This window comes from Phytopseudomonas flavescens, assembly GCF_900100535.1.
Lineage (GTDB): Bacteria > Pseudomonadota > Gammaproteobacteria > Pseudomonadales > Pseudomonadaceae > Aquipseudomonas > Aquipseudomonas flavescens.
The window spans coordinates 1-21,017 of record NZ_FNDG01000025.1 but is presented as its reverse complement, the minus strand read 5'-3'; the positions used below and the strand labels follow the sequence as shown (position 1 = coordinate 21,017).

The 21,017-nt window shown below is 62.2% G+C and carries 21 protein-coding genes and 1 pseudogene; 11 read left to right on the top strand and 11 right to left on the bottom strand.

Annotation, left to right across the window (positions count from 1 at the left end):
- Positions 1–3: 3 nt before the first annotated feature.
- Both BLR94_RS23725 and BLR94_RS23720 read right to left on the bottom strand, forming a co-directional pair.
- Positions 4–2,397 (bottom strand): heavy metal translocating P-type ATPase, encoded by a 2,394-nt coding sequence (locus tag BLR94_RS23725; protein WP_084308504.1) that lies wholly within the window; start codon positions 2,395–2,397, stop codon positions 4–6.
- 95 nt (positions 2,398–2,492) lie between these two features.
- Positions 2,493–2,879, bottom strand: coding sequence for a hypothetical protein (locus BLR94_RS23720; protein ID WP_084308486.1), 387 nt, complete (start codon positions 2,877–2,879; stop codon positions 2,493–2,495).
- A 143-nt stretch (positions 2,880–3,022) separates the two neighbouring features.
- Here BLR94_RS23720 and BLR94_RS23715 point away from each other — a divergent pair, with 143 nt between their 5' ends.
- Entirely contained in the window at positions 3,023–3,235 is a 213-nt protein-coding gene (locus tag BLR94_RS23715; RefSeq protein WP_084308487.1) for a heavy-metal-associated domain-containing protein, read from the top strand.
- A 28-nt stretch (positions 3,236–3,263) separates the two neighbouring features.
- Here BLR94_RS23715 and BLR94_RS23710 read toward each other — a convergent pair whose 3' ends face one another.
- On the bottom strand, positions 3,264–3,884 hold the full coding sequence (locus BLR94_RS23710) for a TetR family transcriptional regulator (protein ID WP_084308488.1): 621 nt from the start codon (positions 3,882–3,884) through the stop codon (positions 3,264–3,266).
- 171 nt (positions 3,885–4,055) lie between these two features.
- Between BLR94_RS23710 and BLR94_RS23705 the strand changes: the two genes are divergently transcribed.
- Positions 4,056–5,246 carry a multidrug effflux MFS transporter gene (locus BLR94_RS23705; protein ID WP_084308489.1) on the top strand — a complete coding sequence of 397 codons (1,191 nt, stop codon included), beginning with the start codon at positions 4,056–4,058 and terminating at the stop codon, positions 5,244–5,246.
- A gap of 9 nt (positions 5,247–5,255) precedes the next feature.
- Here the strand turns inward: BLR94_RS23705 and BLR94_RS27615 are convergent, their stop codons facing one another.
- The 5 genes from BLR94_RS27615 to BLR94_RS23685 form a co-directional block, all read right to left on the bottom strand.
- Positions 5,256–5,432, bottom strand: a complete 177-nt coding sequence (locus BLR94_RS27615) for a hypothetical protein (RefSeq protein ID WP_167359803.1) — start codon at positions 5,430–5,432, stop codon at positions 5,256–5,258.
- A 431-nt stretch (positions 5,433–5,863) separates the two neighbouring features.
- Entirely contained in the window at positions 5,864–6,655 is a 792-nt protein-coding gene (locus BLR94_RS23700; protein WP_084308490.1) for a Crp/Fnr family transcriptional regulator, read from the bottom strand.
- Between the two features lie 176 nt (positions 6,656–6,831).
- Complete coding sequence (locus tag BLR94_RS23695; RefSeq protein ID WP_084308491.1) at positions 6,832–7,125, bottom strand: TfoX/Sxy family protein; 294 nt, start codon at positions 7,123–7,125, stop codon at positions 6,832–6,834.
- A 67-nt stretch (positions 7,126–7,192) separates the two neighbouring features.
- Positions 7,193–7,549, bottom strand: coding sequence for a pentapeptide repeat-containing protein (locus BLR94_RS23690; RefSeq protein WP_084308492.1), 357 nt, complete (start codon positions 7,547–7,549; stop codon positions 7,193–7,195).
- 66 nt (positions 7,550–7,615) lie between these two features.
- Entirely contained in the window at positions 7,616–9,178 is a 1,563-nt protein-coding gene (locus tag BLR94_RS23685) for a bifunctional aminoglycoside phosphotransferase/ATP-binding protein (RefSeq protein WP_084308493.1), read from the bottom strand.
- A gap of 178 nt (positions 9,179–9,356) precedes the next feature.
- Here BLR94_RS23685 and mrcB point away from each other — a divergent pair, with 178 nt between their 5' ends.
- The 3 genes from mrcB to BLR94_RS23670 are packed head-to-tail and all read left to right on the top strand — an operon-like array spanning position 9,357 to position 12,766.
- Positions 9,357–11,675, top strand: coding sequence for a penicillin-binding protein 1B (mrcB, locus tag BLR94_RS23680; protein WP_139207498.1), 2,319 nt, complete (start codon positions 9,357–9,359; stop codon positions 11,673–11,675).
- Between the two features lie 12 nt (positions 11,676–11,687).
- Positions 11,688–12,440: a tetratricopeptide repeat protein gene (locus BLR94_RS23675; protein WP_084308495.1), complete on the top strand. Its 753-nt coding sequence runs from the start codon at positions 11,688–11,690 to the stop codon at positions 12,438–12,440.
- Complete coding sequence (locus tag BLR94_RS23670) at positions 12,437–12,766, top strand: YqcC family protein (RefSeq protein WP_084308496.1); 330 nt, start codon at positions 12,437–12,439, stop codon at positions 12,764–12,766. Before BLR94_RS23675 ends, BLR94_RS23670 begins: the two co-directional genes overlap by 4 nt.
- An 18-nt stretch (positions 12,767–12,784) precedes the next feature.
- On the opposite strand, the gene BLR94_RS23665 is transcribed toward BLR94_RS23670, so the two are convergent.
- The gene (locus tag BLR94_RS23665; RefSeq protein WP_084308497.1) at positions 12,785–13,222 is read right to left on the bottom strand and encodes a DUF4124 domain-containing protein; all 438 of its coding nucleotides are present in this window, start codon (positions 13,220–13,222) and stop codon (positions 12,785–12,787) included.
- A 529-nt stretch (positions 13,223–13,751) separates the two neighbouring features.
- Here BLR94_RS23665 and BLR94_RS23660 point away from each other — a divergent pair.
- Positions 13,752–15,482: an acetolactate synthase 3 large subunit gene (locus BLR94_RS23660; RefSeq protein ID WP_084308505.1), complete on the top strand. Its 1,731-nt coding sequence runs from the start codon at positions 13,752–13,754 to the stop codon at positions 15,480–15,482.
- Between the two features lies 1 nt (position 15,483).
- Positions 15,484–15,975, top strand: a complete 492-nt coding sequence (ilvN, locus tag BLR94_RS23655; protein ID WP_042553031.1) for an acetolactate synthase small subunit — start codon at positions 15,484–15,486, stop codon at positions 15,973–15,975.
- A 51-nt stretch (positions 15,976–16,026) separates the two neighbouring features.
- On the opposite strand, the gene ilvY is transcribed toward ilvN, so the two are convergent.
- Positions 16,027–16,908 (bottom strand): HTH-type transcriptional activator IlvY, encoded by an 882-nt coding sequence (gene ilvY / locus BLR94_RS23650; protein ID WP_084308498.1) that lies wholly within the window; start codon positions 16,906–16,908, stop codon positions 16,027–16,029.
- A gap of 125 nt (positions 16,909–17,033) precedes the next feature.
- On the opposite strand from ilvY, the gene ilvC reads away from it, so the two are divergent.
- From ilvC to msrQ, 4 genes are all read left to right on the top strand, one after another.
- On the top strand, positions 17,034–18,050 hold the full coding sequence (gene ilvC / locus BLR94_RS23645; protein WP_084308499.1) for a ketol-acid reductoisomerase: 1,017 nt from the start codon (positions 17,034–17,036) through the stop codon (positions 18,048–18,050).
- Positions 18,051–18,204: 154 nt separating this feature from the next.
- Positions 18,205–19,020 carry a CDP-diacylglycerol--serine O-phosphatidyltransferase gene (gene pssA / locus BLR94_RS23640; protein WP_084308500.1) on the top strand — a complete coding sequence of 272 codons (816 nt, stop codon included), beginning with the start codon at positions 18,205–18,207 and terminating at the stop codon, positions 19,018–19,020.
- A 62-nt stretch (positions 19,021–19,082) separates the two neighbouring features.
- Positions 19,083–20,096, top strand: a complete 1,014-nt coding sequence (msrP, locus tag BLR94_RS23635) for a protein-methionine-sulfoxide reductase catalytic subunit MsrP (RefSeq protein ID WP_084308501.1) — start codon at positions 19,083–19,085, stop codon at positions 20,094–20,096.
- Complete coding sequence (msrQ, locus tag BLR94_RS23630) at positions 20,096–20,728, top strand: protein-methionine-sulfoxide reductase heme-binding subunit MsrQ (protein ID WP_084308502.1); 633 nt, start codon at positions 20,096–20,098, stop codon at positions 20,726–20,728. Before msrP ends, msrQ begins: the two co-directional genes overlap by 1 nt.
- 76 nt (positions 20,729–20,804) lie before the next feature.
- On the opposite strand, the pseudogene BLR94_RS27715 reads toward msrQ, so the two are convergent.
- Positions 20,805–21,017, bottom strand: a pseudogene (locus BLR94_RS27715) (hypothetical protein); the annotation flags it as partial.

Below are 21,017 nucleotides of genomic sequence, written 5' to 3'. Positions count from 1 at the left end.
GCGTCACTCCTTCAGTGGGGTGGGCTGCCAGGTTTTCAGCAGCAGTGCGTTGCTCACCACGCTGACGCTCGACAGTGCCATCGCCGCGCCGGCGAGCACGGGGTCGAGCAGCCCGAAGGCGGCGAGGGGGATGCCCACCAGGTTGTAGATGAAGGCCCAGAACAGGTTCTGGCGAATTTTCGCGTAGGTACGCCGCGCGATGTCCAGAGCGGCGGGCACCAGCCGCGGATCGCCGCGCATCAGGGTGATGCCGGCCGCCTGCATCGCCACGTCGGTGCCGCCGCCCATGGCGATACCGACGTCCGCCGCCGCCAGGGCAGGGGCGTCATTGATGCCGTCGCCGACCATGGCCACGACGCCAGAGGCTTTCAGCTCACCGACGATACGCGCCTTGTCCGCAGGGAGAACCTGAGCGTGTACCGAGTCGATGCCGAGCTGGTGGGCCACGGCTTGCGCGCTGCCTTGGTTGTCGCCACTTATCAGGTGGCTGTCGATGTGCTGCCTGGCGAGCTCGGCGACCGCTTCACGGGCACCCTCTTTCAAGGTATCGCCGAAGGCGAAGAGGGCAAGCACCCGTGGCGTCGAGCCTTCCTCGATCAGCCAGGACAACGTCCGCCCCTCGGCTTCCCAGGCCTGCGCCATGCGGGCCAGTTCGGCTGGTTCGCGGGCAGTGCTTTCCAGCAGCAGGCGCCGATTGCCCAACTGCAGCGGGCGTCCCTCGACTTCACCGGCGATGCCACGCCCGGCCAATGCCCGGCTGGCGGTGACTGGCGCAAGCGTGACATCAGCCTCCTGGCAGGCCTGTAGCACCGCCTTGGCGAGTGGATGCTCGCTGCCCTGCTGCAGCGCACCTGCCAGGCACAGCGCCTGCTCGGTATCGATCTCGATGCCTTGCAGGTGAGCGATACGCGGCGTCCCGGAGGTCAGGGTGCCGGTCTTGTCGAACGCCACTACCGTGACACCGTGGGCAACTTCGAGCGCTTCGGCGTCCTTGATCAGGATACCGTGCCGGGCCGCCACGCCGGTGCCTGCCATGATTGCCGTTGGCGTCGCCAGGCCGAGGGCGCAGGGGCAGGCGATCACCAGCACGGCCACGGCATTGAGCAAGGCGGTTTCCAAACCGGCCCCCAGGCTCAGCCAGGCGGCCAGGGTCAACAGCGCGATCAGCAGCACCACCGGGACGAACACTCGGCTGACCCTGTCGACCAGTTTCTGGATCGGTGCCTTTGCCGCCTGAGCGTCCTCGACCAGGCGGATGATTCGCGACAATACGGTTTCTGCGCCAAGGGCGGTGGTCTCGATCAGCAGGCGACCCTCGCCATTGATCGCTCCAGCGGTCACCGGGTCGCCGGCCGATTTGGCTTGCGGCAGGCTTTCACCGCTGATCAGTGCCTCGTCGGCGTGGCTGTCGCCTTCCAGTACGGTGCCGTCGACCGGAAAGCGCTCGCCAGGCCTGACCAGTACCCGGTCGCCGAGGCTCAGTTCGGCGACCGCCACCCGCTGCTCGACACCGTCGTGCAGGCGTACCGCTTCATCGGGGCGTAGCGCCTGCAGGGCGCGGATGGCACTGGTGGTCTGTCGCTTGGCGCGGCTTTCCAGGTATTTGCCGAGCAGGATCAGGGCGATGATCACCGCCGACGCTTCGAAATACAGGTGTGGCATCTGTCCTGGCGGGGTGATCGCCCATTGATACAGACTCAGGCCGTAACCCGCGCTGGTGCCCAGGGCGACCAACTGATCCATATTGCCCGCACCGCTGCGCAGTGCGCTCCACGACGCTCGGTAGAAGCGCGCCCCGAGCACGAACTGCACCGGGGTGGCCAACAGGAACTGCACCCAGGCCGGCAGCATCAGGTGCAGGCCAAACGGGGCGAGCAGCATCGGCAAAACCAGCGGGGCGGCCAACAGCAACGCCAACCCCAGTCGCCAGCGCTCGGCCTGCAGGCGGCGATCTGCGGCGTCTCCTGCACGGTGCGGGGCATCCACGGGCCTGGCGGAATAGCCCGCCGCCGTCACGGCGGCGAGCAGCGGGCGAACATCCCCACCCGCGACCACCTGTACACGGGCTTGCTCGGTCGCCAGGTTGACGCTCACCGACAGCACGCCGGGCTGCTTGCTAAGCGCACGCTCGACGCGGCCTGCGCAACTGGCACAGGTCATGCCGGCGATGGCCAGGTCGAGTGTCTGCGTGGGCACCTCATAACCGGCTTGTTGCACGGCCGCCATCAATGCCGGCAGTCGATCGGCAGGCGCGTCGACCCGAGCCCGTTCGCTGGCCAGGTTGACGCTGGCCTCGCTGACCTGCGGCACGCCCCGCAAGGCACGCTCGACCCGGCCGGCGCAGCTGGCGCAGGTCATGCCGCTGATCGGCAGATCGAGGGAAGGTGACATGGGCATGATGGTCTCCGACGGATCCTGAGGGGGCAGCATAGGATCAACCTTGACCCAAGGGTAAGGTCAAGCCGCAAATCCGTCAGCCTGCCCGGTCTCGCTCACTGGCTTGGTGGGGCGGGCGTCAGGTAGGGGCCCGATGGGCTGAGGGCGATGCGGTAACGGCGGATTTCTCCGGCACTCAGGCTAAGCCTCTGGCTGTCGAGCGGGGTGATACCGGCCTGGCAGCTGTCGGCGCCGATCATGCCCAGGCGTACCGATACCTCGCCGGGTGGCAGGTTGAAGGACACCGACTGCCCCTGGAACAGCCGGGCGGCCAACTGGTCCTGCAGGTAAATGCCGAATTCGCACGGTGATGCCACCTCCAGGCGCTCGCGCGAGACGATCAGCACGGCGTAGCCGTCGCCCAGGGTGGTATGCGAGGGCTGCACCTCGGCGAGGGCCGTCAAGGGCAGGGCGAGAAATAGTGAGAGCAGGAGGCGGGACATGGTCAGACCAGGTGGCTGTGGAATTTTATAAGCTTGGCCGAGGTCGCCGGGTTGAACAAGGTCGAGGCTTGACCTTGCCCCAATGGCAAGCTCGATACTCGCCACCAATCAGACGCGTGCCCTGTCGGGCAGAGGAGATGACGATGCAGGTATTCAAGGTTGAAGGCATGACATGTGCGCATTGCGAGCGGGCGATCAGCGCTGCCGTCCTGGCGATCGATGCGGCAGCGCAGGTGCAGGTGGATCTGCCCGCAGGCGAAGTCCGGGTACGTACCAGCCACCCGGTCGATCAGGTACTCGCTGCGATTATCGCCGAAGGCTACAAGGCCGAGGCGTTGCCCGCGGCCCGTACCTGATCCGACGGCAGCCTGATGCCAGGGATGGCTAGCTCCAGTTGTGGATCAAACCGTGAAACAGTCCGTCGATCATCACCGGCCCGTCCTGGTGCGGGTCGAACAGGCTGTTGTCACGCAGCCAGTCGCTGAGCATGCCGACCATCATCGCGTGCAGGGTACAGGCGGCCAGGCGCGCCGTCATGCCCGCGCGCAACCGGGTTCGCACTGACGGCTGGGCGAAGATCGCCTCGCAGAGATCGATGAACTGGTTGATGAAGGCTTCATGGCGCTCTTCGGCTTCGCGCAACTCTTCGGTGAACTCGCAGCGATGCAGCAGCACTGTGAAAATGCGCCGTTTCTGCTCGTCCACGGCGATACTGGCGATGCCCTCCACGCACAGCTCCCTCAGTGACTGCAGCGAGTCGCCGGAGTGGCTTTCCTGCAGGCGCCCGGCCAGTTGCTCCGGCGGCAGGCGTACCTGGCTGAGCATGTCGTGAAACAGGTGGGCCTTGTTCTGGAAATGCCAGTAGACCGCACCGCGCGTGACCCCCGCATGCTTGGCGACATGCTCCAGGCTGGTGTGGGCGACACCTTTTTCCAGAAACAGTATCTCGGCGGATTTCAGAATGGAGGCGCGGGTCTGTTCTGCTTGTTCTTTGGTTCTACGCATACGGCAGTGATCAAATCGCTTCGGGAAGGCGAGTGTAAATTTTTTTTCGGCTTGAGGTTTGTTTTACAGACGAAGTTGTATGTAATTGGCGACATTCATTCTTTCAGGGGCCTCCAGCGCTCCGCCCGTTGACCCGTCCAGAGGCCGGGCCACCCGTCGAGTACCTTGCCCATGACCCTTCGCCTGTTACTGATCCTTGGTGCGCTCAGTGCCTTCGGCCCGCTGGCCATCGACTTTTACCTGCCCAGCTTCCCCGCACTGGCGCTGGCGTTCGATACCGACACCGAGCATGTCCAGCTCTCCCTGGCCTCCTACTTTGCCGGGCTGGCCATCGGTCAACTGCTCTATGGCCCGCTGGCTGACCGCTTCGGGCGGCGTATTCCATTGCTCGTCGGGGTATCCCTGTTCACCTTGGCGTCGCTGGCCTGTGCCGCAGCGCCCAGCCTCGAATGGTTGATCGCTGCGCGTTTCGTGCAGGCCCTGGGCGGTTGCGCCGGTATGGTGGTGTCGCGTGCCGTGGTTCGTGATCTATGCGACCCGATCGCTTCGGCCAAGGTGTTCTCGCAACTGATGCTGGTCATGGGGCTGGCGCCGATTCTCGCACCGGTGGCGGGCGGGCTGCTGCTCAACCTGTTCGGCTGGCCATCGATCTTCATCTGCCTGACGCTGTTCAGCGCGGCCTGCCTGGTCGCGTTGTTCAGGTGGTTACCGGAAACCCTGAGCCCTCATGTCGAACCGCCTCCATTGCGCGGTGCGCTCTTTGAATACCGACGGCTGTTCGCCGACCTGCCTTTTGTCGGCCATGCCCTGACCGGTGGTCTGGCGATTGCCGGCATGTTCGCCTACATCGCCGGATCCCCTTTCGTGTTCATCGAACTCTACGGCGTTGCGCCGGAACACTACGGCTGGCTGTTCGGAACCAACGCCGCCGGCTTCATCCTGGCGGCCCAGGTCAACGCCAGGCTGGTATCGCGTCAGGGCCCCGCCTACTGGGCAAGGCGCATCGTCTGGTTCTACCTGGGCTGTGGCGCGCTGTTGCTGCTGTTGTCCTGGGTGCATACGCGGGCGCTGTGGCCGCTGATGGTTCCGCTGTTCGGCTGCATCGCATCGCTGGGGATTCTGCTGCCGAATACCTCTGCCTGCGCCATGGCCGGGCAGGGGCGCCATGCGGGAAGCGCATCGGCGCTGATGGGCAGCCTGCAGTTCAGCATTGCGGCGAGCGCCGCCTCTCTGGTCGGCGTGCTGCATGACGGTAGCGCCGTACCGATGGCCCTGGTGATCTTCTCCTGCGGTGTACTGGCGGTGTTGGCCTCGCGCTTCACCCGCTGGGCGGAGAAACGCGCCGGGCATCCCCACGGCTGATCACCGGCTTCAGCCCGCCAGGCGTTGCCTTTGAGGTAGCGCATGGGGGGCCTGCACCCTCGCCTCCAGCGTCGCCACGAACTGGCGCGCCTCGCTTTCGCTGCGAAAGCTGACCTGATGCTTGCCGAGACTGACTTGCCAGTGAGTGCCAAGAGGGCCTTTCAACGCACGTATCCGGATATCCATGATGGTGACTCCCAGTGAGCGTGCGAACAGTCTAGCCGCTGCTGGCAGCAGATGCGCTGATGCAGATCAACGGGCGGGGTAGGGGCCGTTGCGAGTGATTTGCCAGGAGCAGGGGGCTGGCCGGGGCCAGGGGCGCTTGCGATGGACTGGGGCGCAGGCTCCCGGAAGGACAGGCAAAAAAAGACCCGGCAAAGAGCCGGGTCAATAACCGTGATTAGCCTGATGAGGAGATAATCTGAAGAGTCCGACCTAAGGTCTCTTTAGGTTATCGGCTGATCTCGCGACCAGCTGATGAAAATAATAGCAATTCTCATTTCATAGTCAACAGCTATTTGGAAATTATTTTCATTCATGGCGTCCATAGCCCCGTGCGGCATGCTGCAGCGAATGGCCCCGGTACCCGACCGGGGCGGCAAGACGGTTTGTGGGGGTCAGCCAGGTTGGCGCAGGCTGGTGACTTCCTTGTTGAGCAGGTCGATGCGTCGCGCCATGCTTTCGACCAGGCTATGGGCGATACGCGGATTGCTTTCCATCAGGTTGAGGAACTGATCCTTGGGGATCACCATCACCGTGCAGGCCTCGCTGGCGACCACCGTGGCGCTGCGTCTTTCGTGGGTGAACACGGCCATGGCGCCGAAGATCTCGTCTTTCTGCACGTCGCCCACCTTCACGCCATCGACGAAGGCCTCGGCATGCCCTTCGATGATGATGAACACGTGATCGGCCTCGTCACCCTGATGGATGAGCGAGTCGCCTTTGCCGAAATGCTTGAAGCCGGTGGCAGGGCGCACCTCCGGTTGCTTGATGCGGGCCAGGGCATCCGAGAGCAGGGCGGTATGGCCCACCAGGTACTGGATGAACAGTTCCTGGCGAGGTTCGCTGGCGTAGATATGCTTGAACACTTCGCTGCGCGAATAAGGGATCAGGGTGATCGGTTCATCGCTGGTGTAGCGGCACGTCGGCAGGTCTATGCCCTGGCGCAGCCCGACCAGGTCGCCTTCCTGCAGGTAGAACAGCGGACGCTCATCGACCAGCGCATGCAGCAGGCCGTTGTCGATGATGAACAACTGGTTGCCTGGCAGCTCGGCGGCCAGGTTCTCGCTACGTTCCACCAGCAATGGCGCACCGCAAGGGCTGAGCTCGTCGAGTAACTTGCCGGGTATGCTCTGCAATCGGCTGATCAGTTGGTCGGCGTAGGCAGGTTGTTCACCGAGTAGATACATGATGGTTCCTTGAGCTGCTCATGCCGAATGCGCACGAAAATCCCTGAGACGATAATCGCCGTCGCGCTCCAGGTAAATCGATCTCGCTGGAGGTTGTGAACCACGGCGTGTTCTCGGCCAGCAGAAACCTGGCGATCAGCGACATGCGGCAGTCGGCGGGCTTGCCCGGCGGTCGCTCATCGCGAATGCGTTGAGGGCTGGATCCGGTCGTCATTCGCCGCTTCTTCCAGTTGCACGTTGAGGCTCTCCTTGCGAAGCGCCGGCAACTCGCTCCAGTGAATATCCAGCAGTGCGCCTTCGATAGCATAGAGCAGAACCTTGGAGGCCCTGAATCCGCGTGCCCGAACCGCTCGGTAAGCACCGACCGCGCCGTGGCGGCGCAGATCCGTGACCGTGTGGATGCCGACGGCATGAAGCCACTGCGACGAGGTCTTGCCCAGGTTCTTGAGGCGCTGCAATTCGTCGTTCATGGGCTCTCCTTCTCGCGATCATCTTGCAGGTGAATGCCCGGCCGCTCCATTGATGGTTGGAGGTACCCTACCGGTGGTTGGGATGGGTGCGATAGCGCAGGCGCGTGCCGAAATTCATCGACATGAGGATTTCGTCGGCGCTCAGCTCGGCCGGGAAGTAGGCGCCGGATATCTGTGCGTGTGCGAGGCTGGCGCCCTCGAGTTGCGCGCTGCGAAAGTCCACGCCACGCAGGTCGGCGCCGCGGAAGTAAGCATTGCGGAAGTCGATGCCGTCGGCGTCCAGGGTACGCAGGTCGAGGCCGCGGAAGTCGCCGCTGCTCAGGTCGATGTCCGCGTCGTGGGGACGCTGTGCGTTGAAAGCCGCGACATCATCGTTGTGCAGCAGGCGGTAGAGCGGCGTGTCCAGTTGGCGTGGTTGACTCATGATGGCAGTGATCCGGGAGGGGCTCACTGCCAGTATAGAGCGGCTTCCCGGCGCTGCCTGGCGGGTTTACAGGTTTGGGAAACGCTGGCGGATGGCGCCGACCAGGTCGTGGATGCTGGCACTCTCGTGGGTGTCCACGCGCTTGTAATGGGCCCGTTCGTGTTCATCGATATCATCCTGCCTGGCGCGTTGCGCTTCGATCACCTGCAGCGTGGCGTCGGAAGGATCATTTCCCTGTTGCTGGCGCTGCTGCAGCCAGCTGCTGATCACCGAGTCGGGGGCCTGGCAGTCGACTATCAGAAACGGCACCCCGGTTTTCTCGGCGATGAGTTGAGCCGCCTGGCGCTGCGGACGTTTCAGGAAGGTGGCATCGAGAACCACCGGGTAACCGGCGTGCAGCGCCAGGTCGGCAAGCCGATTGAGGTGCTCGTAGACCGCCTTGCTGGCATCCTCACTGTAAATGCCGCTATTCAATTGGCTGTCTTCGTGGGCTTGTTGCTCGCCCAGCAAGCGCTTGCGCTCGACGTCCGAGCGGATGCGTATCGCCCCGAGTGCCTCGACCAGGCGCAGCGCCACCTGGCTCTTGCCCACCGCGGAAACGCCGCGGGTGATGGCCAGGAAGCGGGCCGGGATGGCGCTGTAGCTTTCTGCCAGGCTGGCGTAACCGCGGTACTGGCGCAGGATCACCGCTCGTTGCACGGCATCCTGCTCCTGGCCGAGTCGGAACAACGCCACCTTGGCGCGGACCAGTGCCCGGTGAGCCTTGTAGAGGTTGAACAGCTTGAGCGAGCCATAGTCACCGGTATATTCCAGCCAGTTGTTGAGCAAGCGCCGCGCCAGGCACTTGAGGCCCCGATCTTCCAGGTCCATGACCAGGAAGGCGGTATCCAGGGCGATATCGGTGAGGCGGAAGGGTTCGTTGAACTCGATGCAATCGAACAGAGTGGCCTGGCCATCCAGCAGGGTCGCATTGCCGAGGTGGATATCACCGTGGCATTCGCGAATGAACCCGTCGCGGGCCCTGGCCTGCAGGTCCGGCCAGAGTCGTTCGAGGCTGGTTTCTGCCCAGGCCTCCAGGGCGTCCAGTTGCTGCAGGTCGGTCTTGTCGCTGAGCATCGGGCGGATCTGCTCGAAGTTCTGTCGCAGGGGGGCGACGATGGCCGTGGCGTTGCACAGTGCGTGATCGGCCGCGACCCTGGGGGTTTCCAGGTGGAAATCGGCAATCTGCCTGGCCAGGGCGTCGATATGCGCCTCGTTCAGCTCGCCTCGGGCCTGCACCTGTGCCAACAGTTGTTCCTGAGGAAACTGGCGCATCTTCAGCGCGTATTCGATGGCAGAGCCTTCGCCGTTTAGTCGCGGAGCCTCGACGCTGCCGCAGATCGGCAGCACTTCCAGATACAAATCCTGGGTCAGGCGCTGATTGAGGCGCAGCTCTTCCTGGCAAAAGTGCCGGCGCGACTCCAGGGACGTGAAATCGAGGAAACCGAAGTCCACCGGTTTCTTGATCTTGTAGGCATAGGGGCCGGTCAGCACGACCCAGGAGATATGGGTCTCGATGACACTGAAACCGTCCACCGGATGCGGATAAAGGGCCGGGTTCTGCAAGGCGGTAATCAGGGCTTGGCTCACGGGTGATCCTTGGCTTGGAGGGAAAAGATGGCAGGGACGCATTATGAACCCTCACCGCACGGGTGCAATCATCAGGGTCCATTGCCGTTTCAGCTTGCCGCGCAGGGCCGTAACGAAACCTTAGCAGCTCTTCGCCGGCGTCTGCCGGCGTGTCGCAAAGTGCGTATAATGCCGCGCCATGACTCGTACCCGATCTTCCCGCTCCCGTTCCAAACGCCGCCCCCGTGGCATGCGCCCGTTGCTGGGCTGGGCTGTAAAGCTCGGCCTGGTCGGCTTGGTGCTGTTCGCCGGTTTCGCGGTTTACCTCGATGCCATTGTCCAGGAGAAATTCTCCGGCAAGCGCTGGACCGTACCGGCCAAGGTCTACGCTCGGCCGCTCGAGCTGTTCGTCGGCCAGAAGCTGACCAAGGACGACCTGCTCAAGGAAATGGACGCCCTCGGCTATCGCCGTGAAAGCACGGCGAACGGTCCCGGTGCCGTGGCGGTGTCCGGCAACAATATCTCCCTGCATTCGCGGGGCTTCCAGTTCTACGAAAGCGTGGAGCAGGCGCAGCAGGTCAATGTGCGCTTCTCGGGTGATTACGTCGCGTCGCTGACCCAGGCCGACGGCAAGGACCTGGCCGTGGCGCGCCTGGAGCCAATGCTGATCGGCGGTCTGTACCCGGCGCATCAGGAGGACCGTGTGCTGATCAAGCTCGATCAGGTGCCCGCCTACCTGGTGGAAACCTTGGTGGCGGTCGAGGATCGCGAGTTTTTCAATCATCACGGGGTATCGCCTAAGTCCATCGCCCGTGCGGTATGGGTGAACGCTACGGCAGGGCAACTGCGCCAGGGCGGCAGTACGCTGACCCAGCAGTTGGTCAAGAACTTCTACCTGACCAACGAGCGCAGCCTGACCCGCAAGATCACCGAAGCGATGATGGCGGTGTTGCTGGAGCTGCATTACGACAAGCGCGAGATTCTCGAGGCGTACCTCAACGAGGTGTTCCTCGGCCAGGATGGCCAGCGGGCCGTGCACGGCTTCGGCTTGGCCAGTCAGTATTTCTTCAGCCAGCCACTGTCCGAGCTCAAGCTCGACCAGGTAGCGCTGTTGGTGGGCATGGTCAAAGGGCCGACCTACTACAATCCGCGCCGCAACCCAGAGCGGGCGCTGGCTCGTCGCAACCTGATCCTCGACCTGCTGGCCGAGCAGGGCGTGGTCTCGCCGGAAGAGGCCGCCGCGGCCAAGGAGCGGCCGCTAGGCATCACCCAGCGTGGCAGCATGGCCAACGGCTCGTTCCCGGCCTTTCTCGACCTGGTCAAGCGCCAGTTGCGCGAGGATTATCGTGACGAGGATCTGACCGAAGAAGGGCTGCGGATCTTCACCAGTTTCGACCCGATCCTGCAGCTCAAGGCCGAGGAAGCCCTGGCCGAGACCTTCAAGCGCCAGGCCGGCCGCAAGGGTGCCGATCAGGTCGAGGCGGGCATGGTGGTCACCAACCCGGAGACGGGAGAAATCCAGGCACTGATCGGCAGCCGTCAGCCACGCTTCGCCGGCTTCAACCGTGCACTGGATGCCGTGCGGCCTATCGGCTCGCTGATCAAACCGGCGATTTACCTGACCGCCCTCGAGCGCCCGAGCCAGTACACCCTGACCAGTCGTGTGCTGGACGAGCCGTTCTCGGTGAAGGGCCAGGATGGTCAGGTATGGAAACCGCAGAACTACGATCGCAAGGCCCACGGCAGCATTTATCTGTATCAGGGGCTGGCCAACTCCTACAACCTGTCCACCGCCAAATTAGGCTTGGAACTGGGTGTGCCGAACGTGCTCAAAACCCTCGAGCGCCTGGGCGTATCGCGTCAGTGGCCGGCCTATCCGTCGATGTTGCTTGGGGCTGGCGCACTCACCCCGATGGAAGTGACGGGCATGTATCAGACGCTGGCCAGCGGTGGCTTCAATACGCCGTTGCGCGGTATCCGCAGCGTGTTGACCGCCGAAGGCGAGCCGCTCAAGCGCTACCCGTACCAGATCCAGCAACGTTTCGACGCAGGTTCGATCTACCTGCTGCAAAACGCCATGCAGCGCACCATGCGTGAAGGCACTGGCCGGTCGGTATACAGCCAACTGCCAGGGTCGCTGACGCTGGCGGGCAAGACCGGTACCAGTAACGATTCGCGGGACAGCTGGTTCGCCGGTTTCAGCCAGGATCTGCTGGCCGTGGTGTGGATGGGCCGTGACGACAACGGCCCAACGCCGTTCACCGGTGCAACCGGTGCGCTGCAGGCGTGGACCGGCTTCATGCGTCGGGCCGATCCTCTGCCACTGGACATGCCCATGCCGGACAACGTGGTGCAGGCGTGGGTGGATGCGGCGACCGGGCAGGGTTCGGCGCAGAATTGTCCGGGTGCCGTGCAGATGCCGTATATTCGCGGCAGCGAGCCGACTCCCGGGCCAGGTTGTGGTATTCAGGCACCCGTCGACTCGGTAATGGACTGGGTGAAAGGCTGGTTGGAATAAGAGAGGTTTGACGTGAGTAAGTGGTTGATTCCCGTTTTGACTGCCTCGGTGGTGCTGGGAGGCTGTGCCAGCGTGCCGCGTGGTTCCATTCCGGTCGTGGACTCCGGTTCCTCTGCTTATGAGCAGGAAGATCGACCGGGCAATGGTTACAACAATGCGCCTGCGCCGACTCAGCAGCAGGCTCAGCCTTCGTCGGATGATGCCGGCGTGGTGGTGATGGTGCCGGGCGGCGGTAACCCGTCCGCGCCCATCGACACCTACTCGGCGCCGGCGGGAGCCCCTGCCAACGGCGCTGGCCTGACCTTCGACGAACCGCCGCTGAGCAGCGAACCCCTGGGGTCGCCAAACTATGGCAGCACGCCGCAATCACCGTCCCAGCAGGCTTCGGTACCCAGTGGCGTGCCCAAGGCCAGCGGCGGCGGCCTGGCTGCCGACGAACAACTGGATGGCCCGGTTCTGGCGCTGCTCACCAGTGCGCAGCAGCAGCAGACCGGGGGTGACCTCAACGGCGCAGCGTCCAGTCTGGAGCGCGCACAGCGCATCGCCCCGCGTGAACCACAGGTTCTCTATCGTCTGGCGGAAGTTCGTCTGGCCCAGGGCGATGCTGCCCAGGCCGAGCAGTTCGCCCGTCGCGGGTTGAGCTATGCCAGCGGCCGTCCGGCCCTGCAGGCCAGTCTCTGGGAACTGATCGCCAAATCCCGTGAAAAGCAGGGTGACGCAGCAGGTGCCGCTCAGGCTCGTGAGCGTGCCCGAGTCAATCTGTGACAGCGGCGTCGATAATCCAGATCGCCGACCAGTTGCTGCTGGTCGAGCGCGCATTGCGAGTGCAGGGTTGGTGGGATGCGGTGCCTCCCAGCGAGGAGGCGCTGGCCAGTGAGCAGCCATTCTGCGTAGACACGCTGGACTTCGCTCAGTGGCTGCAATGGATCTTCCTGCCCCGCATGAAGGCCATCATCGAGGCCGGTGCCGATCTGCCTGCCGTATCCGGCATCCTGCCCATGGCCGAGCATGTCTATGGTGCGAGCAACCGTGCGGCGGCCGAACTGCTCCAGGCACTGGGCGACTTTGACCGGCTGATCGCTGCGCGCTGAAGCCCGCAGCTTTTCTCGTTAGTTGCAGTTCTCGGCGATCGCCTTCTTGCTGTCGGCAATGCGCTGCTGACGCTCATCCTCGCCAAGACGGCGCATTTCCCCACCTGCTTCTTCGACACGCACCCGCGGGTTGTTCTCCAGTTGGGCGAGGTTGTTGCGCTGGGTCTCGCAGTATTGGCGCAGTTGCACTTGCTGTTCGGCCACTTCTTTCTTGACCTTGGCGTCGGCGGCCGCCTGTTCAGGATCGGCGATGTCCTGAAAGGTGGGAGCCGGCTTCGTGTCTGTGGACGGCGGCGGTGGAGCGGCTTTGTTGACGATGGTCGCTTGCTGGCCCTGGGGCGGTTGTTCGCTGAAATGAGTGACGCCCTGGGCGTCGACCCACTTGTATACCTGGCCGGCCATGGCGGTGGTGCCCAGGGCGAGGGCCAGGCTGGTGGTGACGATCATGCGACGCATGGAAGTTCCTTTTGAGTGCCGTTGCCGAACTCTGCGGAGCCGACACGGGATAGGGTGGTTTGCGATTCGCGCAATCACGAGTACGCAGTACCTGCCAGTTACTATAACCAAATCGGCTTCCTGTCCATGCTGCACTGTTTCACATTGGCGTGGGTTTTCGCCATTCCCGGTACTCGCTGCCCGGCGCTCGTGCTGAGTGGCCCGGCGAATCGCATATTCCATCACGCATCGCTTGACTTGCCGTCTGCGAATAACAACAATCGACTGCTAGCTGCAGTGGGGCCAGCCGCAAGCTGGCCTCAGCTCAGTAGACATGAGGCGCTACCCGCGCCGACCCTTCGTTACACCCGCAACGCGTTACCTCGCGCTGGGTGGGAAAGTCCCGCAACACATCAGGGATTGTCCCAATACTTGCTCAGTTGTAGCTGACGTAGTCGGCGACCACAGTCGCTCATGCTCTGCTGACAGTAAACCTACTTGGGCCGCACCTGCAAAAGGGCGGTTTTCTGGCGTTCTAGAGGTGAACAACGTGGAGCTTTTATCCGGCGCTGAAATGGTCGTCCGCTCGTTGCGTGACGAAGGCGTTAAGTATATCTACGGGTACCCGGGTGGTGCCCTTCTGCACATCTACGATGCCCTGTTCAAAGAGCCGGAAGTGACCCACATTCTGGTTCGCCACGAGCAGGCCGCGACCCATATGGCAGACGGTTATGCGCGCGCCACCGGCAAGGCCGGCGTCGTGCTGGTGACTTCCGGCCCTGGCGCGACCAATGCCGTTACCGGTATCGCCACCGCCTATATGGATTCGATCCCCATGGTGATCCTCTCCGGCCAGGTGGCCAGCACCGTGGTAGGCACCGACGCCTTCCAGGAAGTCGACATGGTCGGCATCTCGCGGCCCATCGTGAAACACAGCTTTATCATCAAGCACCCGTCGGAAATTCCCGAGGTGATCAAGAAAGCGTTCTACCTCGCCGAGTCCGGTCGCCCGGGCCCGGTGGTCGTGGACATTCCCAAGGACATGGGCGATCCGACCCAGAAGTTCGAATACAGCTACCCGAAGAAGGTCAAGCTGCGTTCCTACAGCCCGGCGGTTCGTGGTCATTCGGGGCAGATCCGCAAAGCGGCGGAAATGCTCATCGCGGCCAAGCGTCCGATCATCTATTCCGGCGGCGGGGTGATTCTCGGTGGCGCCTCGGCCCACCTGACCGAACTGGCCCGCGCGCTGAACGTGCCGGTCACCAATACCCTGATGGGCCTTGGCGCCTACCCGGGCGATGACCGCCAGTTCGTCGGCATGCTGGGCATGCATGGCAGCTACACCGCCAACCTGGCCATGCACCACGCCGACGTCATTCTGGCGGTCGGCGCACGTTTCGATGACCGGGTCATCAACGGTGAAACCGCAGCCAAGTTCTGCCCGAATGCGAAGATCATCCATATCGACATCGACCCGGCGTCGATCTCCAAGACGGTCAAGGCCGATATCCCCATCGTCGGCCCGGTCGACAGCGTGCTGAGCGAAATGGTCGCCACGCTCAAGGAGATCGACCAGCGACCGGACAAGGATTCGCAGGCCACCTGGTGGAAGCAGATCGAAGAATGGCGTGGTGGTGGTCGCCTGTTCCCTTATAACGAGGGGGACGGCAGCATCATCAAGCCGCAGACCGTGATCGAGACCCTGTGCGAGGTCACCCGTGGCGATGCATTCATCAGCTCCGATGTCGGCCAGCACCAGATGTTCGCGGCTCAGTACTACCGCTTCAACAAGCCGAACCGTTGGATCAACTCCGGTGGCCTGGGCACCATGGGCTTCGGTTTCCCGGCGGCCATGGGCGTCAAGCTGAACTTCCCGGACAGCGACGTGGCCTGCGTCACCGGTGAGGGCAGCATCCAGATGAACATCCAGGAGCTGTCGACCTGCCTGCAGTACGACCTGCCGGTGAAGATCGTCAACCTCAACAATGGTGCGCTGGGCATGGTTCGCCAGTGGCAGGACATGCAGTACAGCAGCCGTTACTCGCACTCCTACATGGAATCGCTGCCTGACTTCGTCAAACTGGCCGAGTCCTACGGGCACGTGGGCATCCGCATCACGAACCTGAAAGACCTCAAGCCGAAGATGGAAGAGGCTTTCGCGATGAAGGACCGCCTGGTGTTCCTCGACATCGCCGTGGATACCAGCGAGCACGTCTACCCGATGCAGATTCGGGGTGGGGCGATGCGCGACATGTGGCTGAGCAAGACGGAGCGTACCTGACATGCGTCATATCATTTCCCTGCTGCTGGAAAACGAACCGGGAGCCCTGTCGCGTGTGGTCGGCCTGTTCTCCCAACGCAACTACAACATCGAAAGCCTGACCGTGGCACCGACCGAAGACCCGACCCTGTCGCGCCTGACGTTGACCACCATTGGCCATGATGACGTGATCGAACAGATCACCAAGAACCTCAATAAGCTGATCGAAGTGGTCAAGCTGGTGGACCTGTCGGAAAACGCTCACATCGAGCGCGAACTGATGCTGGTCAAAGTCAAGGCCACTGGCGCCCAGCGTGCCGAGGTCAAGCGCACCACTGACATCTTCCGCGGGCAGATCGTCGATGTGACGCCGAGCGTCTATACCATCCAGCTGGCTGGTACCAGCGACAAGCTGGACAGCTTCATCCAGGCCATCGGCACCGCGCTGATTCTGGAAACCGTACGCAGCGGCGTCACCGGTATCGCTCGCGGCGACAAGGTACTGAGTATCTGATCGCAGCGTTGAAGAAGCCCCGCCCGGTGCGGGGTTTTTTTTGCCTGGAATTCACTGTTGGCGGTTCCAGAAGGCTGCGATCAGTGGGTCCTTTAGGCGCTTTTCCAGTGCGAACAGGCCGATGTCGTAGGCGGTCAGCGGTGGCTGGATGTCGTAGATGCGGATGCGTGCGGCCAGCGGGCTGTTGTCCAGTACGATCTGCGGCACCACGCCGATCCCGAAGCCCAGGCTCACCATGCTGACGATGGCTTCGTTGCCGCTCACCTGGGCATAGATCCGCGGCTTGATGTTGTGACTCTTCAGCCATCGGTCGGTACGGGTTCGCGCCAGGCCTTCTTCGGAGAGAATCATCGGCACGTCCTGCCAGCTTTGCGCACCGGGTCGTTTCAGTTGTTCTTCGCTCAACAGTTGAGGGGACTGCGGACCGATGAAGCGCAACTCCGAGCGGGTAATCGACTGAAAGACGATGCCAGCCGGCAAGTTGTCGGGGAGGGCGCCGATGGCGAGATCCTCCAGCCCCAGTTGCACACGCTCGACCGCCCTTGCCGGATCGCCGGTGTGCAGCTTCATTTCGATGCGCGGGTAGGCCTGTCGGAAGCTGCTCAGGATGTCATAGAGAAAACTGTAGCTCGCCGTCACCGAGCAATACAGGGACAGCTCCCCATGCAGGACCAGTTGGTCCTGCTTGAATGTCTGGCGAATGGCCTGCCAGCCGTTCATCACATCGCTGGCGTACTCGCGGAACTGCTGCCCCTCGCGGGTCAGTCGGACCGAGCGATTGTCGCGTACGAACAGGGGGGCGCCGAGTTCCTCCTCGAGTTGCTTGATGCTGCGGCTGAGCGCGGAGGGGCTGACGTGCTGCTCGCGGCTGGTTTTGCCGAAGTGCAGGTTGTCTGCCAGGGAAAGAAACAGCTTCAGCGCGTGGCTATCCATTGACGTTTCATATATCGGCATGTTGTGTTGCAAATATATCATTTTACGCAATGGGGCGGATCACTTAAGGTGCTCCTGTCGCGGTGCCTGCACCCCATCCCTTTCGATTCAAAAGAGCCAAGAACATGAAAGTTTATTACGACAAAGATTGCGACCTTTCCATCATCCAGGGCAAGAAAGTCGCCATCATCGGTTACGGCTCCCAGGGCCATGCCCAGGCCTGCAACCTGAAAGACTCCGGTGCGGACGTTACCATCGGTCTGCGCAAAGGCTCGGCCACTGTCGCCAAGGCCGAAGCCCATGGCCTGAAAGTCACCGACGTGGCCAGCGCTGTCGCGGCTGCCGACCTGGTGATGATCCTGACGCCTGACGAATTCCAGGGCCAGCTGTACAAGAACGAGATCGAGCCGAACATCAAGCAGGGTGCGACCCTGGCGTTCTCCCATGGCTTCGCGATCCACTACAACCAGGTCGTGCCGCGCGCTGATCTCGACGTGATCATGATCGCGCCGAAAGCCCCGGGCCATACCGTTCGTACCGAGTTCGTCAAAGGTGGTGGCATTCCTGACCTGATCGCGGTTTACCAGGATGCTTCCGGTAATGCCAAGAACGTCGCACTGTCCTACGCGTCGGGCGTTGGTGGTGGCCGTACCGGCATCATCGAAACCACCTTCAAGGACGAGACCGAAACCGACCTGTTCGGCGAGCAGGCCGTTCTCTGCGGCGGTACCGTCGAGCTGGTCAAGGCTGGTTTCGAAACCCTGGTGGAAGCTGGCTACGCGCCGGAGATGGCCTACTTTGAGTGCCTGCACGAACTGAAGCTGATCGTTGACCTCATGTACGAAGGCGGCATCGCCAACATGAACTACTCGATCTCCAACAATGCCGAGTACGGTGAGTACGTGACCGGCCCGGAAGTGATCAACGCCGAATCCCGTCAGGCCATGCGCAATGCCCTCAAGCGCATCCAGGACGGCGAGTACGCGAAGATGTTCATCAGCGAAGGCGCTACCAACTACCCGTCGATGACCGCCAAGCGTCGCAACAACGCTGCTCACGGTATCGAAATCATCGGCGAGCAACTGCGCTCGATGATGCCGTGGATTTCGGCTAACAAGATCGTCGACAAGTCCAAGAACTAAGTCGAATCCGATCGATAAAAAACGCGGCTTCGGCCGCGTTTTTTCGTTCTGAAGCGGGCTTCTGGTATAAAGCCGGGATGCCAATGCCGACGTCAGGGCGAACGCTTGCCCGGCGACTCGGTCGAAAATTCAAATCCGTAGCAAGGTGTTGTTCATGAGCGAGCGTCCGCAAGAGCCAAAGTCGTCCAAAGACGATGAAAGCTTACTGCCCATCGACGAACATATTGAGGAAGGGCACGACGACGAGGGGCGGCAGGTTCGCCACCGCGGTATCTACCTGTTGCCCAATCTGTTCACGACCGCGAACCTGTTCGCTGGCTTTTACGCCATCATCAACGCGATGAACGGCAATTTCTACGTGGCTGCCGCAGCGGTATTCGTGGCGATGGTGCTCGACGGCCTGGACGGTCGCGTCGCGCGCCTGACCAATACCCAGAGCGCCTTTGGTGCGGAATACGATTCGTTGTCGGACATGGTCGCCTTCGGCGTGGCGCCGGCTCTGCTGGCTTTCGAGTGGGCACTCGGCAGCATGGGCAAGGTCGGCTGGATGGTCGCATTCATCTATGTGGCCGGCGCTGCGTTGCGTCTGGCGCGCTTCAATACCCAGATAGGCAGCGTCGACAAACGCTACTTCATCGGTCTCGCCAGCCCGGCAGCTGCCGGTGTGGTCGCCGGTACGGTGTGGGCATTCAGCGACTTCGGCATCAAGGGATCCAACATGTCCTTCGTGGTGGCAATTCTCGTTGCCGCGGCCGGCATGCTGATGGTCAGCAATATCAAGTACAACAGCTTCAAGAACCTCGACCTGAAAGGCCGCGTGCCGTTCGTGGCGATTCTTGCCGTTGTACTGGTATTCGCCGTGGTGTTCAGCGATCCACCGCGCATCCTTCTGCTGATCTTCCTTGCCTACGCGGCTTCCGGTCCGATCCAGTACCTGCTGCGTCTGCGTCGTCGCCAGACCAACGAGTGATGTAATTTCCACAGGACTCCGTAGTCTATTGGGCAAGCCTGTCCCGATACTGCGGAGTCACCATGCTGATCAAGCTGCTCCCGTCATCCGAATGCAAAGAGTCGGATGTCACGCCCGAGTCCATCTACCTCTCCCGTCGTACCTTCATGTCCGCTGCCGCCGCCGGTGTGGCGCTGGGCAGCGTGCCTGCGTGGGCGCAGTCATCGGTTGCCGAGCGCTACGCGGATGTCGAGGCCGGGCAGGCGCCGGCCTGGCTGAGCGAGCGTATCGCTGCCAGCAAATGGGAGGCGGTGACCGTCAAGGACGAAGCGGTGACACCCTTTCGGGATGCCACCCATTACAACAACTTCTATGAGTTCGGCCCCGACAAGTCGGACCCCGCCGCGAACGCCGGCAGCCTGAAAACCGAACCCTGGTCCGTGGTGATTGATGGTGAAGTCGGTAAGCCAGGTCGCTATGCGCTGGAAGACTTCATCAAACCCTATCGGCTGGAGGAGCGCATCTATCGTCTGCGCTGTGTGGAGGCCTGGTCGATGGTGATTCCCTGGATCGGTTTCCCCATTTCCGCGTTGCTCGACAAGGTGGAGCCTACCTCCGCTGCGAAATTCATTCGCTTCGAAACCCTCAATGACCCCGAGAGCATGCCGGGGCAGCGCTCGCGTTTCGGCCTGATCGACTGGCCCTACGTGGAGGGGCTGCGTCTTGATGAAGCGATGCATCCGCTGGCCATTCTCGCCGTGGGTATGTACGGCCGTGAGCTGCCCAACCAGAACGGTGCTCCGCTGCGCTTGGTGGTGCCATGGAAGTATGGCTTCAAGAGCATCAAGTCCATTGTGCGTATCAGTCTGGTCAGCGAGCAGCCGCAGACCACCTGGCAAAGTATTGCCGCACAGGAGTACGGCTTCTACGCCAACGTCAACCCGACCGTCGATCATCCTCGCTGGACCCAGGCCCGTGAACGGCGGTTGCCCAGTGGGCTGTTCAGCCCCAATGTCCGCGAGACCCAGATGTTCAACGGTTACTCGGATGAAGTCGCCAGCCTTTATAGCAACCTCGATCTGCGGAAGAATTATTGATGCGGCATTCGGTATGGCGGCTTTGCGTGTTCCTGCTGGTTGCGGTCTGGCCGCTCTATTGGTTGTACCAGGCCTGGCTCTTCGCCCTGGGACCGGATCCTGGCAAGGTGCTGGTCGAGCGCTTGGGGTTGGGAACGCTGATCCTGTTGCTCATTACATTGAGCATGACGCCGCTGCAGAAACTCAGCGGATGGTCCGGGTGGATGGCCGTGCGTCGTCAGCTCGGTCTCTGGTGCTTCGCCTATGGCGTGCTGCATCTGATTGCGTACGCGGTCTTCATCCTCGGCCTGGACTGGTCGCAACTGGCCGTCGAGTTGCGCAAGCGGCCCTACATCATCGTTGGCGCCATCGCCCTGTTCGGTCTGTTGCTATTGGTCGTTACCTCCAATCGCTACAGCCAGCGGCGTCTGGGTAAATCCTGGAAGAAGTTGCACCGTCTTATCTATCTGATCCTGCCACTTGGGTTGCTGCACATGCTGTGGATCGTACGGGCCGATCTCGAGGAGTGGGCGGTTTATGCCGTCATCGGCGGGCTGCTGCTGATGCTGCGGATCCCACCGGTCATGCGGCGAATTCCGCGCCCGACGAGGAGGAGAGCAGAAAGTTCTACGAAACCTGAAATAACCCCTTGACCAGAAAGCGAGGGGGCCTATAATGCGCACCACTTCCGGCGCTGCCTGATCTGAAAACTTCTTTTTAAACAAGGAGTTAGATGAAAATAAAGGTTGCGCGGACGGCGAATTCGAGTAGAATGCGCCGGCATCGACAGGGTGGTTTGAGTGGTTCTGTTGGTGGTTCGATCAGGTTGGATCGAAAGCGGTTGAAGAGGTGGTTGACAGCGGTTTGTAACGCTGTAGAATGCGCCTCCCGCTGGAGAGAAGATGGTCTGGTGGGGCGCTGCAAGGTGTTGAGAAGAAAGAA